This is a genomic window from Massilia sp. W12, from assembly GCF_037300705.1.
Classification (GTDB): domain Bacteria; phylum Pseudomonadota; class Gammaproteobacteria; order Burkholderiales; family Burkholderiaceae_D; genus JACPVY01.
Window position 1 is genome coordinate 988759 of the sequence record NZ_CP147776.1, and the last position, 16971, is coordinate 1005729.

Consider the following 16971-nt stretch of genomic DNA (forward strand, 5'->3'; position numbering starts at 1 on the left):
ACTTGCTTTTATGCATGCGCGTGCAGGCCGCATGCTTGCAGCGCAAACGCAACAGCGGCTGCGTGAAAGCGCAGGCCAGTCTGCAGCCGGCAGGGCAAGCGCGTACAATCGCGCTGGGCCAGCAGGCAGGAGGTAAGCATGATGTCTGATCCACATAGCGCCAATCCGCATCAATTCACCCCGGCGCAGATCGAAGGCGTGTATCGCGCAATCTACGAGCGGCGCGATATGCGCCATTTCATTCCCGGCGAGATTCCCGCCGAACAATTACTCCGTTTTATCGACGCCGCTCATCATGGGCCGAGTGTGGGCTTTATGCAGCCCTGGCGTTTTATCCGCATCACCGGGCAGGACATGCGCCGGCAAATCCAGGCGCATGTGGATCAAGAGCGCGTGCGCACTGCGCAAGCCTTGGGCGAGCGCGGCGACGCCTTTATGAAGCTCAAGGTGGAAGGGATTATGCAGTGCGCCGAAGTGCTGATTGTCAGCTTGATGGACCGGCGCGAAGAATATGTGTTTGGCCGTCGCACCATGCCGGAAATGGATTTGGCTTCTTGCGCATGCGCTTTGCAAAATTTTTGGCTGGCGGCGCGCGCTGAGGGGATCGGGGTGGGGTGGGTCTCGCTGTTTGAGCCGGAATTTTTGCGCCGCCTGTGTCAGATGCCGGATGGCAGCAAGCCGGTCGCCATTTTGTGCGTGGGGCAGGTGGCTGAGTTTTATCAAAAGCCGATGTTGGAGCGAGAAGGCTGGGATACACGGCGCAGCTTGCAGGATGTGTGTTTTGAAAATGTGTGGCGGGAAGATGGCTGAGTTTGGGCGCTTTGTTTGTTCTGCGCATATGCCGGCGCCGCGCACCCGTTGTGCTCAGGATGCGCAGGTAAAAACCTGCGCATCACAGCAGTCATGCCTTCTGTTGGCGGCCCTGTCTTAAGCGCGCAGCGCCAGCAGCGCCCGATCCGAACCGAGATAGACCGTGCCGTCGCCAGCCACGGCCAGGCCTTGCAGGGTTTTCCCCAGGCTGCCGGGCAATGGGCCGGGCTGATTGCCGATTTTTCCCCGGCTGCCGGCTACCGTGCTGAGGCTGCCGTTGCGGCCGATTTTACGCAGCCATTGCTTGCCTTCTTCGAGCAGATAAATTTCTCCCTGCGCATTCAGGGCCAATTCGCTTACCCGGCCCAAGCTGGCGCTGACGCCATCCGTATCGCCTGCCACGCCAGCTTGACCGGCGGCTGTGCTGACCTGGCCATCCGGGCTGATTTTACGCACCAGATAGTTTTCGCTATCGGCCACATACAGATTGCCAGCCGCATCGAGCGCCAAGCCTTGCGGGCTTTTGAAACGGGCGGCTTGGCCCTGGCCATTGCTGTCGCCCCTGCTGCCGGGTGCGCCGGCGAAAATGCTGACAGCGCCGCCCGGGGTGATTTTGAAAATGCAGTGCAACAGCGCATCAGCGGCAAACAAGGTTCCATCCGGCAGGGCGGCCAAGCCGCTGACCGACTCAAACAGCCGGGCGATGTGCGCGGGCAGGCTGGCATCGTCGCGCCGCCCGGCAATCTGCGTCACCATGCCATTGGCGGCGATGCGATAGAGGTTGTAGCCACTGCTGAGAAAAATATTGCCCGCGCCATCCTGCGCGATTGCGCCGGGATGGGGAATTTGCGTGATGCCGTTGCGCGCCGGTTCGCCAATCATGGTGCGGGTGCTGATGCTGCCATTGCCATCAAGCCGGTGCACCGCACCTTGGCCGTCCGTCAAGTAGAGTGCGCCATCGCTGCCCAGGCAAAACCTGGAGCTGCCAAAGCCCGGTCTGGAAAAATCCACCGTAATCTGTACGTTGTTGCTGCGCAGGATACGTTCCACGCGCGCAGGCGACAGCGGTTTGAAATCAGCTCCGCCAGCGCGGCTATACAGACCTGATATGCCATTGCTGGCGATACGGTCAACGGAATAATTCGCGATGCTGAGCAGCACTTCGCCGTCCGGCCGCACGGCAATCCCTTGCACGCTCAAAAATGGCATTTGCTGTGTCGCCTGGCTCAGAGTGGAGACGGTGGCGTCGGGCGCGATTTTGCGCAGGCTGTAGAGGTCGCTCAACAGTACATTTCCCTGCAGATCAAGGGCCAGCCGGGCCGGTGCGATGAATTGCGCATTGCGGCCTTGGCCGTCGATCGATTCGCGCAGCGCCTGGGCATTGTTTTGCGGTTTGCCGGCAAATAAACTCAGTTCGCCGCTCGGGCTGATGCGTTGCACCACGGCATATTCACTATCGGACACATACAGATTGCCTGCACGGTCAAACGCCATGCCGCTGATTGCGCCAAAGTGCCGGCTGAACGGTACGCCATTGTCTGGGCTGTGGATGGGGCCATTCAGGGCCAGCGTGCCAACCCGCCCAGACAGGTCGATGGTGCGGATGAGGCCGTGTTCGCTGTCGGCCAGATATAAGCGCCGATCCGGGCCAAACAGCAAGGCGCCGGGCCGGCTCAAACTGGCTTGCGCGCCCACCCCATCGGCCACTCCCGCCACCCCGGTTTGCCCGGCCAGGGTGCTGACCATGCCATCCGGGCTGATTTTACGCAGCACATGGTTGTCGCGGTCAGCCACATAAACATTGCCGGCCTCGTCCACGGCGATGCCATCCGGATGGGCAAAGCGCGCCTGGTTTGCCAAGCCATCGCTGCTGCCAGCCACCCCGGCCAAGCCGGCCAGGGTGCTGACCTTGCCATCGCGCCCAATCACGCGGATGGTATGGTTGCCGCTGTCAGACAGATACAGTTTGCCGGACGCATCAAACACCATCGGCCCTGGATTGAAATAGTGCGCATCCGCCACATTTCCATCCACATTGCCGTCGCCGCCGGTGTCGCCGGCAAGCAATTCAATTCGGGATAGTTGGCTTGCGCTTGGCGTTTGCGCAACCGTGCTTTTGTCGCCGCCACTGCCGCCGCAAGCGCTCAAGAGGCTGGATAAACTCAATAGACCCAGCCCGGTCAGGCAAAGGCGGCGTGAAGGGGAAGAGAGTGACATAGGGGCTCCGATGGGGAATCAGAATGCAGGTGTGGCATCTGCAAGCCTGTAAGTGGAAAGGTATAGATGCAGAATAATATCTTGCAAAAAGGAAGGTTGCAAAGCGCTTGCGGGAGACTGGATTTTTGCTATTTCCAGTGCGCAATATTTGATTGCGCAGGGCGCGCTTTAGCACGGCCCCGTCCCAGCCTGTTTGGCTGGCTGGGACGGGGGCTTTGAAAGGGATTTATTTGCCGGCGCCCCAGGAATCTTTGAGCGTCACGATGCGGTTGAAGACTGGCTTGCCGGGCTGGCTGTCCACCCGGTCAGCGACAAAGTAACCGTGCCGTTCAAATTGAAAACGTTGATCCGGCTGGGCTTCGCGCATGCCCGGCTCCAGCCAGGCTTGCACCACTTGTTTGGCGTCGGGGTTGAGCAGGGTTTTGAAATCCTTGCCGCCGGAATCCGGCATCGCATCCAGGAACAGACGGTCATACAAGCGCACTTCCGCAGCCAGCGCGGTCGGCACGCTGACCCAGTGAATATTGCCTTTTACCTTGTAGTTGGCGCTGCCCGGCGTGCCGGATTTGCTGTCCTCAAAATAATTGCAATGCACTGTTGTCACATTGCCTTCTGCGTCTTTTTCATAGCCGGTGCACTCCACCACAAAGCCGTGACGCAGGCGCACCCGGTTGCCCGGTTTGCCGTCGATTGGCGGATACAGGCGGAAGTAACCTTTGACCGGGACTTCCATGAAGTCGTCGCGCTCAATCCACACTTCGCGCGTGATCGGGAAGTGGCGCACGCCCATCTCTTCGTGATGCGGGTGCACCGGCGAAGTGCAATCCACTGACAGATCCTGCGGGAAATTGTCGATCACCAGCTTGAGCGGATTCAGCACGGCAGTCGCGCGCGGCGCTTTCGGGTCGAGGTCTTCGCGCTGGCAGCCTTCCAGCACAGAAATATCAATCCAGCCATCCGATTTATTGGTGCCGGAACGTTCCGCAAAGAGCTGGATCGCTTCCGGCGTGAAACCGCGCCGGCGCAGGCCGACGATGGTGGGCATGCGCGGATCGTCCCAGCCGTCAACAATGCCTTCTTCCACCATTTGCCGCAGCTTGCGTTTGCTGGTGACGACATAGGTCATATTCAGGCGCGCAAATTCATATTGACGCGGCAGCGGGCGTTGCAACATGCCGCCTTCGGCCAGGGTTTCCAGCAGCCAGTCGTAGAACGGGCGGTGATCCTGGAATTCCAGCGTGCAGATGGAGTGCGTGATTTGTTCCAGCGCATCCGAAATCGGGTGCGTGTAGTCATACATCGGGTAGATGCACCAAGCGTCGCCGGTGCGGTGATGATGCGCATGGCGGATACGGTAAATCGCCGGGTCGCGCATATTCATATTCGGCGAAGACATCGCATCTTCGGAAGGCTTGGCGCGCAACACCAGGCTGCCGTCCGGGAATTCGCCGGCGCGCATGCGCGCAAACAAATCCAGCGATTCTTCCACCGGGCGGTTGCGCCAGGGCGAATTCACGCCTGGCTGATTAAAGTCGCCGCGATTGGCCCGCATTTCTTCCGCAGTCTGGCTGTCCACATAGGCAAAGCCGGCGCGGATCAAATATTGCGCCATTTCATACAGCTTTTCAAAATAATCACTGGCGTAATGCAAATAGCTTTCCGCGCCGTTGTCGCCCGGATACATCCAGTCAAAGCCAAGCCAGCGCACGCTGTCCAAAATCGTGTCAACGAACTCTTGTTCTTCCTTGGCCGGATTGGTGTCGTCGAAGCGCATATGGCAGCGCCCCTGATAATCGCGCGCCAGACCGAAATTCAGGCAGATGGATTTGGCGTGGCCGATGTGCAGATAGCCATTCGGTTCCGGCGGAAAACGGGTGATGACTGAAGGCAGGCCGGGGCGCTGATGTTTGCCCTCGGCTAAATCCTGCTCGATGATGGCGCGCAGAAAGTTGGGGGCGGCTTCTTTACTGTTGTCCGCCGGTTTGGCGGCGTGATTGTCGTGACTCATAGATCCGTAGCGTTCGTAATCGGTGGGCTGCTTGCCTTGCCGCTTGTCTGCGCATGTCCTGGCAAAGCGCAGCAGGCAGGACAAACCTTGCGTGCAAAAGAGTGATTTTGCCGCAAATCGCGGAATTTGACAGCAGTTTTACAGCCTTGCCGATGATGCAAGCCTGATTTCCAGCATTTCATCAGTTAAAAAAAGCTGTTTTCAGCTTATCTGCCGCCGCCGCTCCATTTTTGCTCCGCATTTGCGCGCCACACTGGCATGCATTGAAACTGAGATGAGGAGCAGGAAAATGGACAAAAACAGGAATCACAACGCATCCTGGCGCTGGCCGGCAATGACTGCCGCCGTCTTTTGCGCTGCGCTGGTGCTGCATCCGGACCGGGTGAATGCGGAGGATACGCAGGCGCGGCAAAAACCGAAGATGGATTGCGCGCAGCGCGGCATGCCCAAACCGGATTTGCGCGTCATGCTGGGCTTGGATGAAAAACTGGCGCAGCAAGTGGATGGCATTTTGCGCGAAAACCATGAAAAGCATATGGCCTTGCCGCATGCCGGACATGAAGCACATCTGGCGCTGCAGGCCGAGACGGACGCCAGATTGGCCAGATTATTGACGCAAGAGCAGTTGCAGCGTTTGCAACGCAATTTGCCTTTGCCGCCGCCTGCCGGCATGCCTGAGGAAATGCCGTTTGCGCCGGATGATTTGTATTAAACAGTCCGCTGGCAAGGTTTGCGATAAGGCCCCGGTAACGGGGTGTCTTGTGAGGCGGCGTCCGCGCGGCTGCCGCTTCGCTTGCGGACGGATTTGCAAAAGATTGCAAAACCGTCCATTTTTACACGTTTTTGCACGGATTAGGGGGATTTATGCTGCTGTGCAGCAAGAAAAAGAAAGATTCATTAGTTATATGCTAATTACCTGAAAAATAAAGGATTTTTTCCAATTTGCAAGCTTGTTGCAGCTTGTCAGTGAGAAATTGCGCGGGTAGAATCAAAAGCCTTTTTTATGATTTTTTTAAGTGAGGTTAGTAGATTTCTATGGCTCTTATCGTCCACAAATACGGTGGCACGTCGATGGGTTCAATCGAACGCATCAAGAATGTCGCCAAGCGCGTAGCAAAGTGGCACGATGCCGGTCACCGCATCGTCGTTGTGCCTTCCGCCATGTCAGGTGAGACCAACCGTTTGATTGGTTTGGCAAAAGAAATCACACCGCAACCCGATCCGCGCGAGCTGGATATGATCGCCTCCACCGGCGAACAGGTTTCGGTCGGCTTGTTGTCGCTGGCCTTGCAGGCAATCGGCAAGCAGGCGGTGTCATATGCCGGCTGGCAAGTGCCGATTCTCACCGATTCCGCCTATACCAAAGCACGCATTCAATCGATCGACGATCAGAAAGTGCGGCGCGATCTTGAAGACAACAAGATTGTGATCATTACCGGCTTTCAAGGCGTTGATGAATACGGCAATATCTCCACCCTGGGCCGTGGCGGCTCGGATACTTCAGCAGTGGCGGTGGCCGCCGCGCTGAAAGCGGATGAATGCCTGATTTACACCGACGTTGATGGCATCTACACCACCGACCCGCGCATTGTGTCTGAAGCCCGGCGCCTGTCCCGCATCAGTTTTGAGGAAATGCTGGAACTGGCTTCGCTCGGTTCCAAAGTGCTGCAAAGCCGTTCGGTTGAATTCGCCGGCAACTATCGTGTCCCGACCCGTGTCCTGTCTTCGCTCACCGATCCGCTGATGGATCTGGAGCAAGAAGCGAATTCCGGCACCCTGATTTCGTTTGAGGAAGAAAATATGGAGCAAGCAGTCATTTCCGGCATCGCCTTCAACCGCGACGAGGCCAAGATCACGGTATTGGGCGTGCCGGACCGTCCCGGCGTGGCCTACCAGATCTTAGGCCCGGTGGCGGACGCCAATATTGAAGTGGATATGATCATCCAGAATCAATCGGTGGATGGCAAAACTGACTTCACCTTTACTGTCCCGCGCGGCGACTACGACAAGGCTGTGCGCGCCTTGAACGAACATGTGCGCGGTCATCTGGGCGAAGCCAATATTGTGGGCGACAACAAGGTCTCCAAGGTCTCGGTGGTGGGTGTGGGCATGCGTTCGCATGTGGGCGTGGCTTCCAAGATGTTTGAAACCCTGTCCAAGGAAGGCATCAATATTCTGATGATTTCCACATCGGAAATCAAAATCTCGGTTTTGATTGACGAAAAATACATGGAATTGGCTGTGCGCGCCTTGCACAAGGCGTTTGAACTCGAAAACGCATAAATTTTCGCGAAATTCCTGGATTCGGCTTGACCGGTCTAAAAAGCCATCCTATAATTTTGTCTTTCGCTGCACAACGCAAGCAATTGAAGAGTAAAGCGAGCAAGTGTGGAGACGTGGCCGAGAGGTCGAAGGCACTTCCCTGCTAAGGAAGCATACGGGCTTAAACCTGTATCGAGGGTTCGAATCCCTCCGTCTCCGCCAGAGTTTTTTGCGGCTGTAGCTCAGCTGGATAGAGTACTTGGCTACGAACCAAGGGGTCGTGGGTTCGATTCCTGCCAGCCGCGCCAAATTCCGGCGTTTGCACCGGATGTTAATCGCAAGATTGACGATGCAAGCAAGTTGTTTATGTTTAGCAGTGCGGCTGTAGCTCAGCTGGATAGAGTACTTGGCTACGAACCAAGGGGTCGTGGGTTCGATTCCTGCCAGCCGCGCCATTTGCTAACATGTAACGACACCGAACCATTTTGCGGCTGTAGCTCAGCTGGATAGAGTACTTGGCTACGAACCAAGGGGTCGTGGGTTCGATTCCTGCCAGCCGCGCCAAAATAGAGAAGCCCGCTTCAGTTTTTGCTGAAGCGGGTTTTTTTATAAATAATTCTTGTTGTTTACTCTCTAATACTTAGAGAGTGCTCCGCGATGTTTTTTGTGCTGATCTTTGTATTCTCCAGGGGGGGGGGCGGTATGAGCAATGCAGTAAAAAGAATAGTAGAAGGCAGAACGCAAGAGGTATTGTATATTTATCAGCCAGATGTTGATATTTTCCGTGCGGGTAAAGAAATCTATCCTGGTATGACTAAACTTCGTTACGAAGAGGATGACCGCCCGCCACCAAAGTCGAATGATATTCTCACATACTTAGCCGGAAACGTTCTCAAAGTAAAAGCGGGGTCTGGTGGCATCTCACTCTTTGATGGTATGAACCACCAGAGAAAGATGGGGCGTTCTGATCGTTGGTGGTGTATCCCCAAGGGAAGTCAGATGCCTAAAGACATTATTATTGCTAAAGATGCGAAACCAAATTCAAATGGACTTACGCACTATAGCATTGAGCCTGCAATAGATATGCCCTTGAGTGATTTTGTAGAGAAGCTGAAGGCTTTTGCTGAATTCATGTATAAAGTTTCTAATTCTTAATCGGAGGGGTGCTTTGTTTAACTATAAGGATTTAACGTACATCAGAGTCGCCCTCTTAAGCCATATCGACAAACTTTCTGCAATTGAAGAGGATGATCCTGGTGTTGGTGAAGATGGGTTTTCGGACATCCAAGATGATATCGAATACTTGCAGCGCTTGTCTGATATCGTCGATCATGAAATCGCAGCGATAAAAGCGCAGGCGGTACAGCAAGGGGCAAGGTTGACGGTGGTCGCAAACAACCCTCCATCAGATTGAATGCTTGAGTTAGTCTGGGGCTGTCGAGACTGATGTCTTATAAAAAGGGAGCCTGCCCGGCTCCCTTTTCATTTTTCAACGCTTCACAGCTTATTCGTAATCCGTGATCGGCGGGCAGCCGCAGACCAGGTTACGGTCGCCGTACACATTGTCGGCGCGGCCCACCGGCGGCCAATATTTCTGCTTGCGCAGGGACGCGACAGGGTAGGCCGCTTCGCTGCGGCTGTATTTGTGCGCCCATTCATCGCCAGTGACGGCCAGTGCGGTGTGCGGTGCGTGCTTGAGCGGATTATCCTGACGGTCATATTCGCCGGAAATCACTTTGTCGATTTCCTTGCGGATGGCGATCATGGCGTCGATGAAGCGATCCAGTTCCGCTTTCGATTCGCTTTCCGTCGGCTCAATCATCAGCGTACCCGGCACCGGGAAGCTCATGGTAGGCGCGTGGAAGCCATAATCCATCAAGCGCTTGGCCACATCCTCATTGCTGATCCCGCTTTCCTGCTGCAAGGGACGCAGATCCAGAATGCATTCGTGCGCCACCAGGCCATCGTGTCCGCTGTACAGCACCGGGTAATGCGGGGACAGGCGGCGGGCGACATAGTTGGCCGCCAGCATCGCGGTTTCGGTGGCGGCGGTCAAACCTTCCGCGCCCATCATCGCGATATACATCCATGAGATTGGCAGAATGCTGGCCGAGCCGAACGGGGCGGCAGACACGGCGCCAATGCCGCTCTCTTCTGCGCCATTATGACGATAGCCGCTGCTCAGATGATTCGGCAGGAATTTCGCCAAATGCGCAGCCACCGCCACCGGGCCGACGCCGGGGCCACCGCCGCCATGCGGGATACAGAAGGTTTTATGCAAATTCAAGTGACTGACATCGCCGCCGAACTGTCCCGGCGCCGCAACGCCGACCAGCGCATTCATGTTGGCGCCGTCGATATACACCTGGCCGCCGTGTTCATGCACGATTTTGCACAGTTCCTGAATGCCTTCTTCAAACACGCCATGCGTGGACGGGTATGTCACCATTGCCGCAGCCAGATTGGCGCTGTGTTTTTCCGCTTTGGCGCGCAAATCGTTCAAATCGACATTGCCGTTTTCATCGCAAGCCACCACCACCACTTGCATATTCACCATGCTGGCCGAAGCCGGGTTGGTGCCGTGTGCGGAAGAGGGGATTAAGCAAATATTGCGATGCCCCTCGCCGCGCGAGCGGTGATAGGCTTGAATGATCAGCAGACCGGCATATTCGCCTTGCGAACCGGCATTCGGTTGCAGGGACACAGCAGCATAGCCGGTGGCGGCGCACAGCATGTCTTCCAGCTGCACAATCATTTCGCGATAGCCGATGGTTTGCTCCGCCGGCGCAAACGGGTGGATGCTGGAAAATTCCGGCCAGGTGACAGGAATCATTTCGCTGGTGGCGTTCAACTTCATGGTGCAGGAACCGAGCGGAATCATGCTGCGGTCAAGCGCCAGATCCTTATCCGCCAGGCTGCGCAGATAGCGCAGCATTTCATGCTCGGCATGATAACGGTTGAAGGTCGGGTGTTGCAGATAGGCGCTGTTGCGCGCCAGGGCGGCATCAAATCCCTTGGCGGCATCCGCTTCCAGCGCTTCCACTTTCAGCGTTTCTTTACCAGCCACCGAAGCGAAAATGTCAATCAGGCTTTGCAATTCGGCGCGTGTGATGGTTTCGTCCAGCGCGACGCCCAGGCTGTCTTGCGCGTCGTGACGCAGATTGAAGCCGGCAGCCATCGCCGCTGCATGCAACTCTGCGGTGTGCTGGGTGTTGATAGTCAGCGTATCGAAGAAGCTGGCGTTGCTGCGCTGATAGCCCAGTTGTTGCAGCGCCAGCGCCAGAATCGCGGTGTAGCGTTGCACCCGGTCGGCGATGGTGCGCAAACCTTGCGGGCCGTGATACACCGCATACATTGAGGCGATGACCGCCAGCAGCACTTGTGCGGTACAGATATTTGAAGTGGCTTTTTCGCGGCGGATGTGCTGTTCGCGTGTTTGCAGCGCCAGACGGTAGGCCGGATTGCCTTGTGCGTCAATGGTCACGCCAACCAGGCGGCCCGGCATAGAGCGCTTGAACTCATCGCGGGTGGCCAGAAAACCGGCATGCGGGCCGCCGAAACCCAGCGGCACGCCAAAACGCTGGCTGTTGCCCACCACCACGTCGGCGCCCCACTCGCCAGGCGCTTTGAGTGCGCACAGCGCCAGCAGGTCGGCAGCCGCCACCACCAGCGCGCCGCGCGCATGCAGCGCGTCCACGGTTGCGCTGTAGTCACGCACATCGCCGTTGGCGCCAGGGTATTGCAAGAGCATGCCGAAGCACTCTGTCTCTTGTGCTGCTTGCAGGCTGTTTTCCGGGCCAAAGGTTTGGATTTGAATGTCCAGCGGCGCGGCGCGGGTGCGCAGCACTTCAATGGTTTGCGGCAACACATCGGTGGCCACCAGAAACACATTCGACTTGGATTTGCCCACCCTTTGCAGCAGGGTCATGGCTTCCGCTGCTGCTGTGCCTTCGTCCAGCATCGAGGCATTGGCGATCGCCATGCCGGTCAAATCGGCAATCATTTGCTGGAAGTTCAGGATGGCTTCCAGGCGGCCTTGTGAGATCTCAGGTTGGTAGGGGGTGTAAGCGGTGTACCACGCCGGGTTTTCAAAAATATTGCGCAAAATCACGCCCGGGGTCAGGGTGTTGTAATAGCCCTGGCCGATCAGGCTTTTCAGCACTTTGTTTTTGCCAGCCAATTCTTTCAGGCGCGCCAATGCGGCGGCTTCGCTGCGGCTGTCGCTGAATTCGCCCAGCGGCAGGCGGTCTTTACGCCGGATGCCGGGCGGCACAATAGCGTCGATCAGGGCGGCGCGGCTGGGATAACCCAGCGCGGCCAGCATGGCGGCTTGTTCTGCTTCAGAAGGGCCGATGTGGCGGGCGATAAAAGCATCGCTTTGTTCAAGTTGGTTCAGAGAAGTACGGCTCATAGCGGTCTGTACAAAAAACAATAGGAATCCGGTAGGCGCGGCATGAAGCGGCGCTGAAAATGGCGCTAGCCTGGCGATATTTCCACCGGGAAATCAATTTCGCGCAGGCGTGCAAAAACGCCCGCAGCAGCGGGCGTTGCAATCAGCTGAAGATCAGTCGCTGCTTTGCGCGTAGGCCGTCGGGCTGAGCAATTCGCCCAGTTCAGACGGATTGGACGGCTTGAGCTTGAACAGCCAGGCGCTGTAGGCGTCAGCATTGAGCTGTTCCGGGCTGCCGGCCAGCGCGTCATTGGCGGCAATGATTTCGCCGCTCAGAGGAGAGTAGATGTCAGAGGCGGCCTTGACCGATTCCACCACCGCCACATCCTGGCCGGCTTCGACCACTTTGCCGACCGCAGGCAATTCCAGGTGCACCACATCGCCCAGCGAACTTTGCGCATAGTCGGTGATGCCAACGGTCACACTGCCGTCAGCTTCCACGCGCACCCATTCGTGCGATTCGGTGTATTTCAGATCCTCTGGAATGTTCGACATAATTTGCTCCCAAAAAATAATTGCTTGTCTAAAAAATAAATTAAGCAGCCAGTACTTTACCGTTGCGCACAAAAGGCAGTTTGACCACGCTTGCAGCCAGTTTTTTATCGCGGATCGCCACATGCACCGTATCGCCGATTTGCACGCTCATCGGCAGGCGCGCCAGGGCGATCGCGACTTGCATGGTCGGGCTGAACGTGCCGCTGGTGATTTCGCCGACGCTGCCGTCAGCGCAATGCACTTGCTGGTGGGCGCGCAACACGCCGCCGGATTCGCGCAGCAAAAGGCCGAGGAATTGGGCTTGCTGCCCCCTGGCTTGCAAGGCCGCTTTGCCGATGAAATCACGCTCAGATTGCAGATCGACCGTCCAGGCCAGGCCGGCGTCGAGCGGATTGGTGTCAGTGTTCATGTCCTGGCCGTACAGATTCATGCCGGCTTCCAGACGCAAAGTGTCGCGTGCGCCCAAACCTGCCGGCGCGACGCCGGCGGCTTCCAGCGCTTGCCACAGGGCCGCAGCTTGTTCCGCCGCCACGCCCAGCTCAAAGCCATCCTCGCCGGTGTAACCGGTGCGCGCCACCATCACTTCGCCAAATGCGGTGTCGGGCACGAGCACGGCGTTGAAAGGTTTCATGTCAGCGGAAGGGGCCTGGGTTTGCGGCAGCACTTGCCAGACTTTGGCGCGCGCATTCGGGCCTTGCACAGCGATCAAGGCCAGTGGTTGATTGGCGCTGCGCCGTTCGGTAATGGTGAGATTGGCGCCGCTGGCTTCGTTTTGCTGGCGGATCCAGGCGATATCGCCTTCGGCGGTGCCGGCGTTGACCACCAGGCGGAACCAATCTTCACGGAAGAAATAGACGATCAGATCATCAATTACGCCGCCGGCTTCATTCAGCATGCAGGAATACAGGGCTTTGCCGGGGACTTGCAGTTTAGCCACATTATTGGCCAGCAGACGGGACAGGAAAGGGCGCACATTTGCGCCTTCGAGATCCACCACACACATATGCGCCACATCGAACATGCCGCAATCTTTGCGCACCGCGTGATGTTCCTGAATTTGCGAGCCATAGTTGACTGGCATGTCCCAACCACCGAAATCGACCATGCGCGCGCCGCGCTCACGATGGACAGAATTGAGTGGAGTTTTTTGCGTCATGGAAAGACCTCATCACCAAGTTTGAAATAGGGGATGGCAGACGCTGGAGTCTGGCGGGGATGGATAATCGTAGCGAAAAATCAGCAGGTCGAGGTAAGATTTTACCGGCTTTGCAGTATCAATAGTGGCGCTATTGATCAAAAAGGCGGTGGAATATGGCCCGGCTTGCTGGTTTTGCAGTAGATTTTGTCTATTCCCGGCAGGCTCCCTGGTTCGCTCTGCCAACTGTACCCCTCTGTCCTTGATACCTGAAAGATTACGGGTTGCCCCGTGCGCCCCTTCGGTGGAACCCGCCGTGTGTTGCGGCGTACTCGCTCTCCAGAGTTTGGTTGATGACAGCATACGCTGCGCGAACCTCCCGTCCAGTCCTTTTGCCTGAGAGTTTTTGGGTGATGCCCCTTCGGCGGCAGATTTTCCTGCGCTCTCCTGGATGGGAACCCGCAATATAGGGGTAGTTTGGCGCGCTGTCAAATATTTACCATCTCTGTGCCGGATTCGGCGCGGATGATGTCATTCAAAGCGCTTTATTGCTGCAGATGCACATAAGATAAATGCTTTTTTGGTAAGATGCTAGAGCATGCATCTATGTTTTTTGCCTGAATTTTGTGCGATACTTGCATGGCAATCTGCACAGCCTGTGGGAAGTTTATGCGGCAGGCGCTTGTTACAATTTGGGTGTTGCCTCATGGAAATTTTATGCCACAATACGGTATGAAAGTTGCCGTAAGGAAATGCGGTGTGCCGAAACAGACCAGCCCAGAAACAAGAAAATAAGCGCTGCCTGCGGTCCTTTGCACATCATTCCGTAACCTGACTGAACAAGTATGCGTTTGCGCGCATGCTGCCGCGCCTCACAGAGGTTTGGCGGTTCAATTCAGGGCCATCAGTTTATCTAGTGGGGCAACCGGAGTCTGCGTCGCTGAGCGGATGCGCACATCAATAAGAGTCAAGGCCGGCCGTGCATGTTTGCGACTGAGCACATTGACTCAATACAAGAGTGCGAGAAATCGCGCAGCCGGAATATACAATCAGGTGGGTAATGCCATGGTCGAGAATTTTGTCGCAAGCAAGCAGGCTGTCAAACCGCGCCCCCCGTCGCGCCAGACGGAGGTATTGCAAAGCCTGATTCCGGTCAGCGCACGCGCTGTCAATGAGCTGTACGCCCCTTTTGTCGCCCGTCTGTGCGAAGCCATGATGCAATGCGCCGAAAAAGGCGCTGACGCCAAAACCACCAACTTCTGTTTCCGCGCCAATAATCTGCTGAAAGCCAAGGGCACTGCCTATCTGGGGCTGGTGTTGCAAACCCTGGGCGGTTTGTTGCTGCAGGAAGTCGGGGTGCTGGAACATGGCGTCAAGGCGCGCGCGCCGGTCAAGCTGAGCGGCGGCCTGTCGCTGGTGTCTTACGATGAGATGGAATCCAAGGTCATGCTATCGAGCCTGGCGCGGCCTTTTGAAATCCGCCATGTCGATCAATTGGCCGCCCTGAATATCCGCCTGGCCTTCCTGCTGGAGCGCGACCAGATCAGCAACGCGCAAAATCCTTTCCGCCCCGACATTTTCCTGGCTGCCTTCCAGCAAGCCTGGTCGAGTTTCGATGAGGAACTCAACGCCGACCAGATGTTGCTGCCGTTTTTGACTGAAGATAATTTCATTGATCTGGGGCCGGTGTATCAAGCCTTGAACAATGTTTTGAAATCGCGCGCGATTTTGCCCGGCGCCGTGGACGCCCGGCGCGGCAAAAGCGTGGATATGGCGGATCCGCATCCTACCGTGGCGCCCTTGCCGCCTTCGGCCTTTGCGCCGGATCCTGAGGCGATTCCGCCTTTGCAATTGTCGCAACAGCTGCGCCGCCTGTTCGAGCGCAGCGAGGCATATGGCAGCCCGTGGAGCGCCGGCCAGAATGGCCCCGCACATGGCGCGCCGTCGTTTGGCAATTTCGCTCCCGGCGGCAGCGCCGGTGCGGCGTATCAGGCTGCGGGGGCGGGTGCGGCTGAAGGCGCGGGCGCGCAGCAAGCCGCGCCTGAAGCTGGCGCCGGCGGCAGCGGCGGCGACTTCGTGCCGGATTTGTCGGCGATTCATGACTTTGGCATGAATTCTGCGCAGTCCAGCAAGCAGTTGTTCAGCTTCCTTGCCGATTTACAGCAAAAAGTGTTCAGCAATGGCGGCGCCTCGATGCTGCAGCAACAGGCGCATGCCGCGCAGCACAGCGTTGGCGGTGCTGCACAAGGCGTGGCGCAGGGCGCCGGCGCACTTGGCGCACCCGCCGAACTTGACGCGCAGGCGCAACAGCTGATGCATCTGCCCATGGTCAAGCAGCAAGCGCCAAAAGGCGCTTTGACCCGGATTGATGAAACCACCATCGACTTGCTGGCCAAGATCTTTGAAACGGTGTTCCGTGATCCTGCGATTCCGCTGGAAATCAAAGAACTGGTTGGCGTATTGCAGATTCCGGTGCTCAAAGCCGCCTTGATGGACAAGGAATTCTTCTACCAGGAAGAACACCCGGCGCGCCGTCTGATCGAATTGTTGACCCAGATCTCGATTGGCTGGGAACAGCGTCAAGGCCGTAAAGATCCGATGTATCAGGCGCTGCAACGCAGCCTGGACCGTATCCAGCGCGAAACCGATGTCCAGACTTCGCACTTCTCGGAAGCGGTGAATGAGCTGGAAAGCTTGATCCGTGAAGATGAGCAGGCTACGGAAACCGCCATCGCCGCCCCGATTTCCGCTGCCTTGCGTCAGGAAAAACTGGTGCAGGCCAACAAGACCGCACGCAATGAAGTGGAAATGCGCATTGGCACCGGCGAGGTGGTGGCGTTTGTCGAAACCTTCCTGGAAAACAAATGGGTGAATGTGCTGACCATCGCCTACAGCGTGCAGGATGAAAAGCCGGAAGCGGTCAAGAGCGCTGTCAAGACCATGGATGACCTGATCTGGAGCGTCAAACCCAAGATCACCGCGCAAGAGCGTAAAGAATTGATTGGTAAATTGCCGACCATGCTGGCGATGCTCAATAAATGGCTGAATGTGGTGAAGTGGGATGATGCCGAGCGCCTGCAGTTTTTTGCCGAATTGGCCGAAACCCATGCCTCGATTGTGCGCGCGCCACTCGAATTGACGCCGGAGCGCCAGCTCGAAATCGCGGTTTCTGTGGCCAAGCAGGCCGCCGAGCGGCGTATGCAGCGCGCTGCGCTCAAGCAGGAAGATGAAGAAACCGTTTATGACGAGTCGAATGAAACGGTGGAACGTTTGCAGCGCGGCATGTGGCTTGAATTCGCCGCCAAGGAAAACGGCGGCGTGGTGCGCCGGCTCAAGCTGGCCTGGATCAGCCCTTTGCGCAGCCTGTTTATTTTCTCTGCCGGCCAGCGTCAGGAAAGCTTCTCGCTGTCGGCGGAACAACTGGCGCAGCATTTCCGCGATAAAACCGTGCATGTCCTGCGCACCGGCGGTGTGGTGACCTCTGCGCTGACCAAGGCCTTGGGCGGCAATCCGGTCAATGATGAGGCTGTGCAGCAGTTTGCTTAAATTTTCATGCGTCAGATAACGGCAGCTGAGGCTGCCGTTATTTTTTTG

The 16971-nt window shown here is 57.0% G+C and carries 11 protein-coding genes, 4 tRNA genes and 2 riboswitches; of the genes, 10 read left to right on the forward strand and 5 right to left on the reverse strand.

Translation table 11 applies throughout. The features are described 5' to 3' along the window. Nucleotides 1-141 precede the first annotated feature (141 nt). Nucleotides 142-810 (forward strand): 5,6-dimethylbenzimidazole synthase, encoded by a 669-nt coding sequence (gene bluB / locus V8J88_RS04040; RefSeq protein WP_338849831.1) that lies wholly within the window; start codon nucleotides 142-144, stop codon nucleotides 808-810. A gap of 117 nt (nucleotides 811-927) precedes the next feature. On the opposite strand, the gene V8J88_RS04045 is transcribed toward bluB, so the two are convergent. Together V8J88_RS04045 and V8J88_RS04050 are read right to left on the reverse strand one after the other, a co-directional pair. Continuing rightward, complete coding sequence (locus tag V8J88_RS04045; protein ID WP_338847949.1) at nucleotides 928-3027, reverse strand: hypothetical protein; 2100 nt, start codon at nucleotides 3025-3027, stop codon at nucleotides 928-930. Nucleotides 3028-3253: 226 nt separating this feature from the next. Continuing rightward, complete coding sequence (locus V8J88_RS04050; protein WP_338847951.1) at nucleotides 3254-5035, reverse strand: glutamine--tRNA ligase/YqeY domain fusion protein; 1782 nt, start codon at nucleotides 5033-5035, stop codon at nucleotides 3254-3256. Nucleotides 5036-5324: 289 nt separating this feature from the next. Here V8J88_RS04050 and V8J88_RS04055 point away from each other — a divergent pair, with 289 nt between their 5' ends. The 8 genes from V8J88_RS04055 (at nucleotide 5325) to V8J88_RS04090 (ending at nucleotide 8711) form a co-directional block, all read left to right on the forward strand. Beyond that, nucleotides 5325-5747 carry a hypothetical protein gene (locus V8J88_RS04055; protein WP_338847952.1) on the forward strand — a complete coding sequence of 141 codons (423 nt, stop codon included), beginning with the start codon at nucleotides 5325-5327 and terminating at the stop codon, nucleotides 5745-5747. A gap of 323 nt (nucleotides 5748-6070) precedes the next feature. Beyond that, nucleotides 6071-7318 carry an aspartate kinase gene (locus V8J88_RS04060; RefSeq protein ID WP_338847954.1) on the forward strand — a complete coding sequence of 416 codons (1248 nt, stop codon included), beginning with the start codon at nucleotides 6071-6073 and terminating at the stop codon, nucleotides 7316-7318. Nucleotides 7319-7425: 107 nt separating this feature from the next. Beyond that, a tRNA-Ser gene (locus V8J88_RS04065) sits at nucleotides 7426-7519 on the forward strand. Nucleotides 7520-7528: 9 nt separating this feature from the next. Beyond that, nucleotides 7529-7605, forward strand: a tRNA-Arg gene (locus tag V8J88_RS04070). Nucleotides 7606-7675: 70 nt separating this feature from the next. Then, nucleotides 7676-7752, forward strand: a tRNA-Arg gene (locus V8J88_RS04075). Between the two features lie 32 nt (nucleotides 7753-7784). Continuing rightward, nucleotides 7785-7861 (forward strand) — tRNA-Arg (locus V8J88_RS04080). A 138-nt stretch (nucleotides 7862-7999) separates the two neighbouring features. Then, nucleotides 8000-8452 (forward strand): hypothetical protein, encoded by a 453-nt coding sequence (locus V8J88_RS04085; protein WP_338847956.1) that lies wholly within the window; start codon nucleotides 8000-8002, stop codon nucleotides 8450-8452. A 13-nt stretch (nucleotides 8453-8465) separates the two neighbouring features. Further along, a complete protein-coding gene (locus V8J88_RS04090) occupies nucleotides 8466-8711 on the forward strand; it encodes a hypothetical protein (protein WP_338847957.1) in 246 nt (81 codons plus the stop codon). A gap of 90 nt (nucleotides 8712-8801) precedes the next feature. On the opposite strand, the gene gcvP is transcribed toward V8J88_RS04090, so the two are convergent. The 3 genes from gcvP to gcvT all read right to left on the reverse strand — a co-directional run bounded on the left by gcvP (nucleotide 8802) and on the right by gcvT (nucleotide 13398). After that, the gene (gene gcvP, locus V8J88_RS04095) at nucleotides 8802-11708 is read right to left on the reverse strand and encodes an aminomethyl-transferring glycine dehydrogenase (RefSeq protein WP_338847958.1); all 2907 of its coding nucleotides are present in this window, start codon (nucleotides 11706-11708) and stop codon (nucleotides 8802-8804) included. 153 nt (nucleotides 11709-11861) lie between these two features. Then, on the reverse strand, nucleotides 11862-12242 hold the full coding sequence (gene gcvH / locus V8J88_RS04100) for a glycine cleavage system protein GcvH (RefSeq protein ID WP_338847959.1): 381 nt from the start codon (nucleotides 12240-12242) through the stop codon (nucleotides 11862-11864). A gap of 40 nt (nucleotides 12243-12282) precedes the next feature. Beyond that, nucleotides 12283-13398, reverse strand: coding sequence for a glycine cleavage system aminomethyltransferase GcvT (gene gcvT, locus V8J88_RS04105; RefSeq protein ID WP_338847960.1), 1116 nt, complete (start codon nucleotides 13396-13398; stop codon nucleotides 12283-12285). Between the two features lie 225 nt (nucleotides 13399-13623). Then, nucleotides 13624-13730: riboswitch (glycine riboswitch) on the reverse strand. 21 nt (nucleotides 13731-13751) lie between these two features. Then, a riboswitch (glycine riboswitch) is annotated at nucleotides 13752-13837 on the reverse strand. A 605-nt stretch (nucleotides 13838-14442) separates the two neighbouring features. On the opposite strand from gcvT, the gene V8J88_RS04110 reads away from it, so the two are divergent. Further along, on the forward strand, nucleotides 14443-16923 hold the full coding sequence (locus V8J88_RS04110; protein WP_338847961.1) for a DUF1631 family protein: 2481 nt from the start codon (nucleotides 14443-14445) through the stop codon (nucleotides 16921-16923). Nucleotides 16924-16971 lie beyond the last annotated feature (48 nt).

What these genes read in the sequence shown, in the direction of transcription:
- bluB (WP_338849831.1), top strand. Translation starts at nt 142, where the DNA reads ATGTCTGATCCACATAGCGCCAATCCGCATCAATTCACCCCGGCGCAG.
- V8J88_RS04045 (WP_338847949.1), bottom strand. Translation starts at nt 3,027, where the DNA reads ATGTCACTCTCTTCCCCTTCACGCCGCCTTTGCCTGACCGGGCTGGGT.
- V8J88_RS04050 (WP_338847951.1), bottom strand. Translation starts at nt 5,035, where the DNA reads ATGAGTCACGACAATCACGCCGCCAAACCGGCGGACAACAGTAAAGAA.
- V8J88_RS04055 (WP_338847952.1), top strand. Translation starts at nt 5,325, where the DNA reads ATGGACAAAAACAGGAATCACAACGCATCCTGGCGCTGGCCGGCAATG.
- V8J88_RS04060 (WP_338847954.1), top strand. Translation starts at nt 6,071, where the DNA reads ATGGCTCTTATCGTCCACAAATACGGTGGCACGTCGATGGGTTCAATC.
- V8J88_RS04085 (WP_338847956.1), top strand. Translation starts at nt 8,000, where the DNA reads ATGAGCAATGCAGTAAAAAGAATAGTAGAAGGCAGAACGCAAGAGGTA.
- gcvP (WP_338847958.1), bottom strand. Translation starts at nt 11,708, where the DNA reads ATGAGCCGTACTTCTCTGAACCAACTTGAACAAAGCGATGCTTTTATC.
- gcvH (WP_338847959.1), bottom strand. Translation starts at nt 12,242, where the DNA reads ATGTCGAACATTCCAGAGGATCTGAAATACACCGAATCGCACGAATGG.
- gcvT (WP_338847960.1), bottom strand. Translation starts at nt 13,398, where the DNA reads ATGACGCAAAAAACTCCACTCAATTCTGTCCATCGTGAGCGCGGCGCG.
- V8J88_RS04110 (WP_338847961.1), top strand. Translation starts at nt 14,443, where the DNA reads ATGGTCGAGAATTTTGTCGCAAGCAAGCAGGCTGTCAAACCGCGCCCC.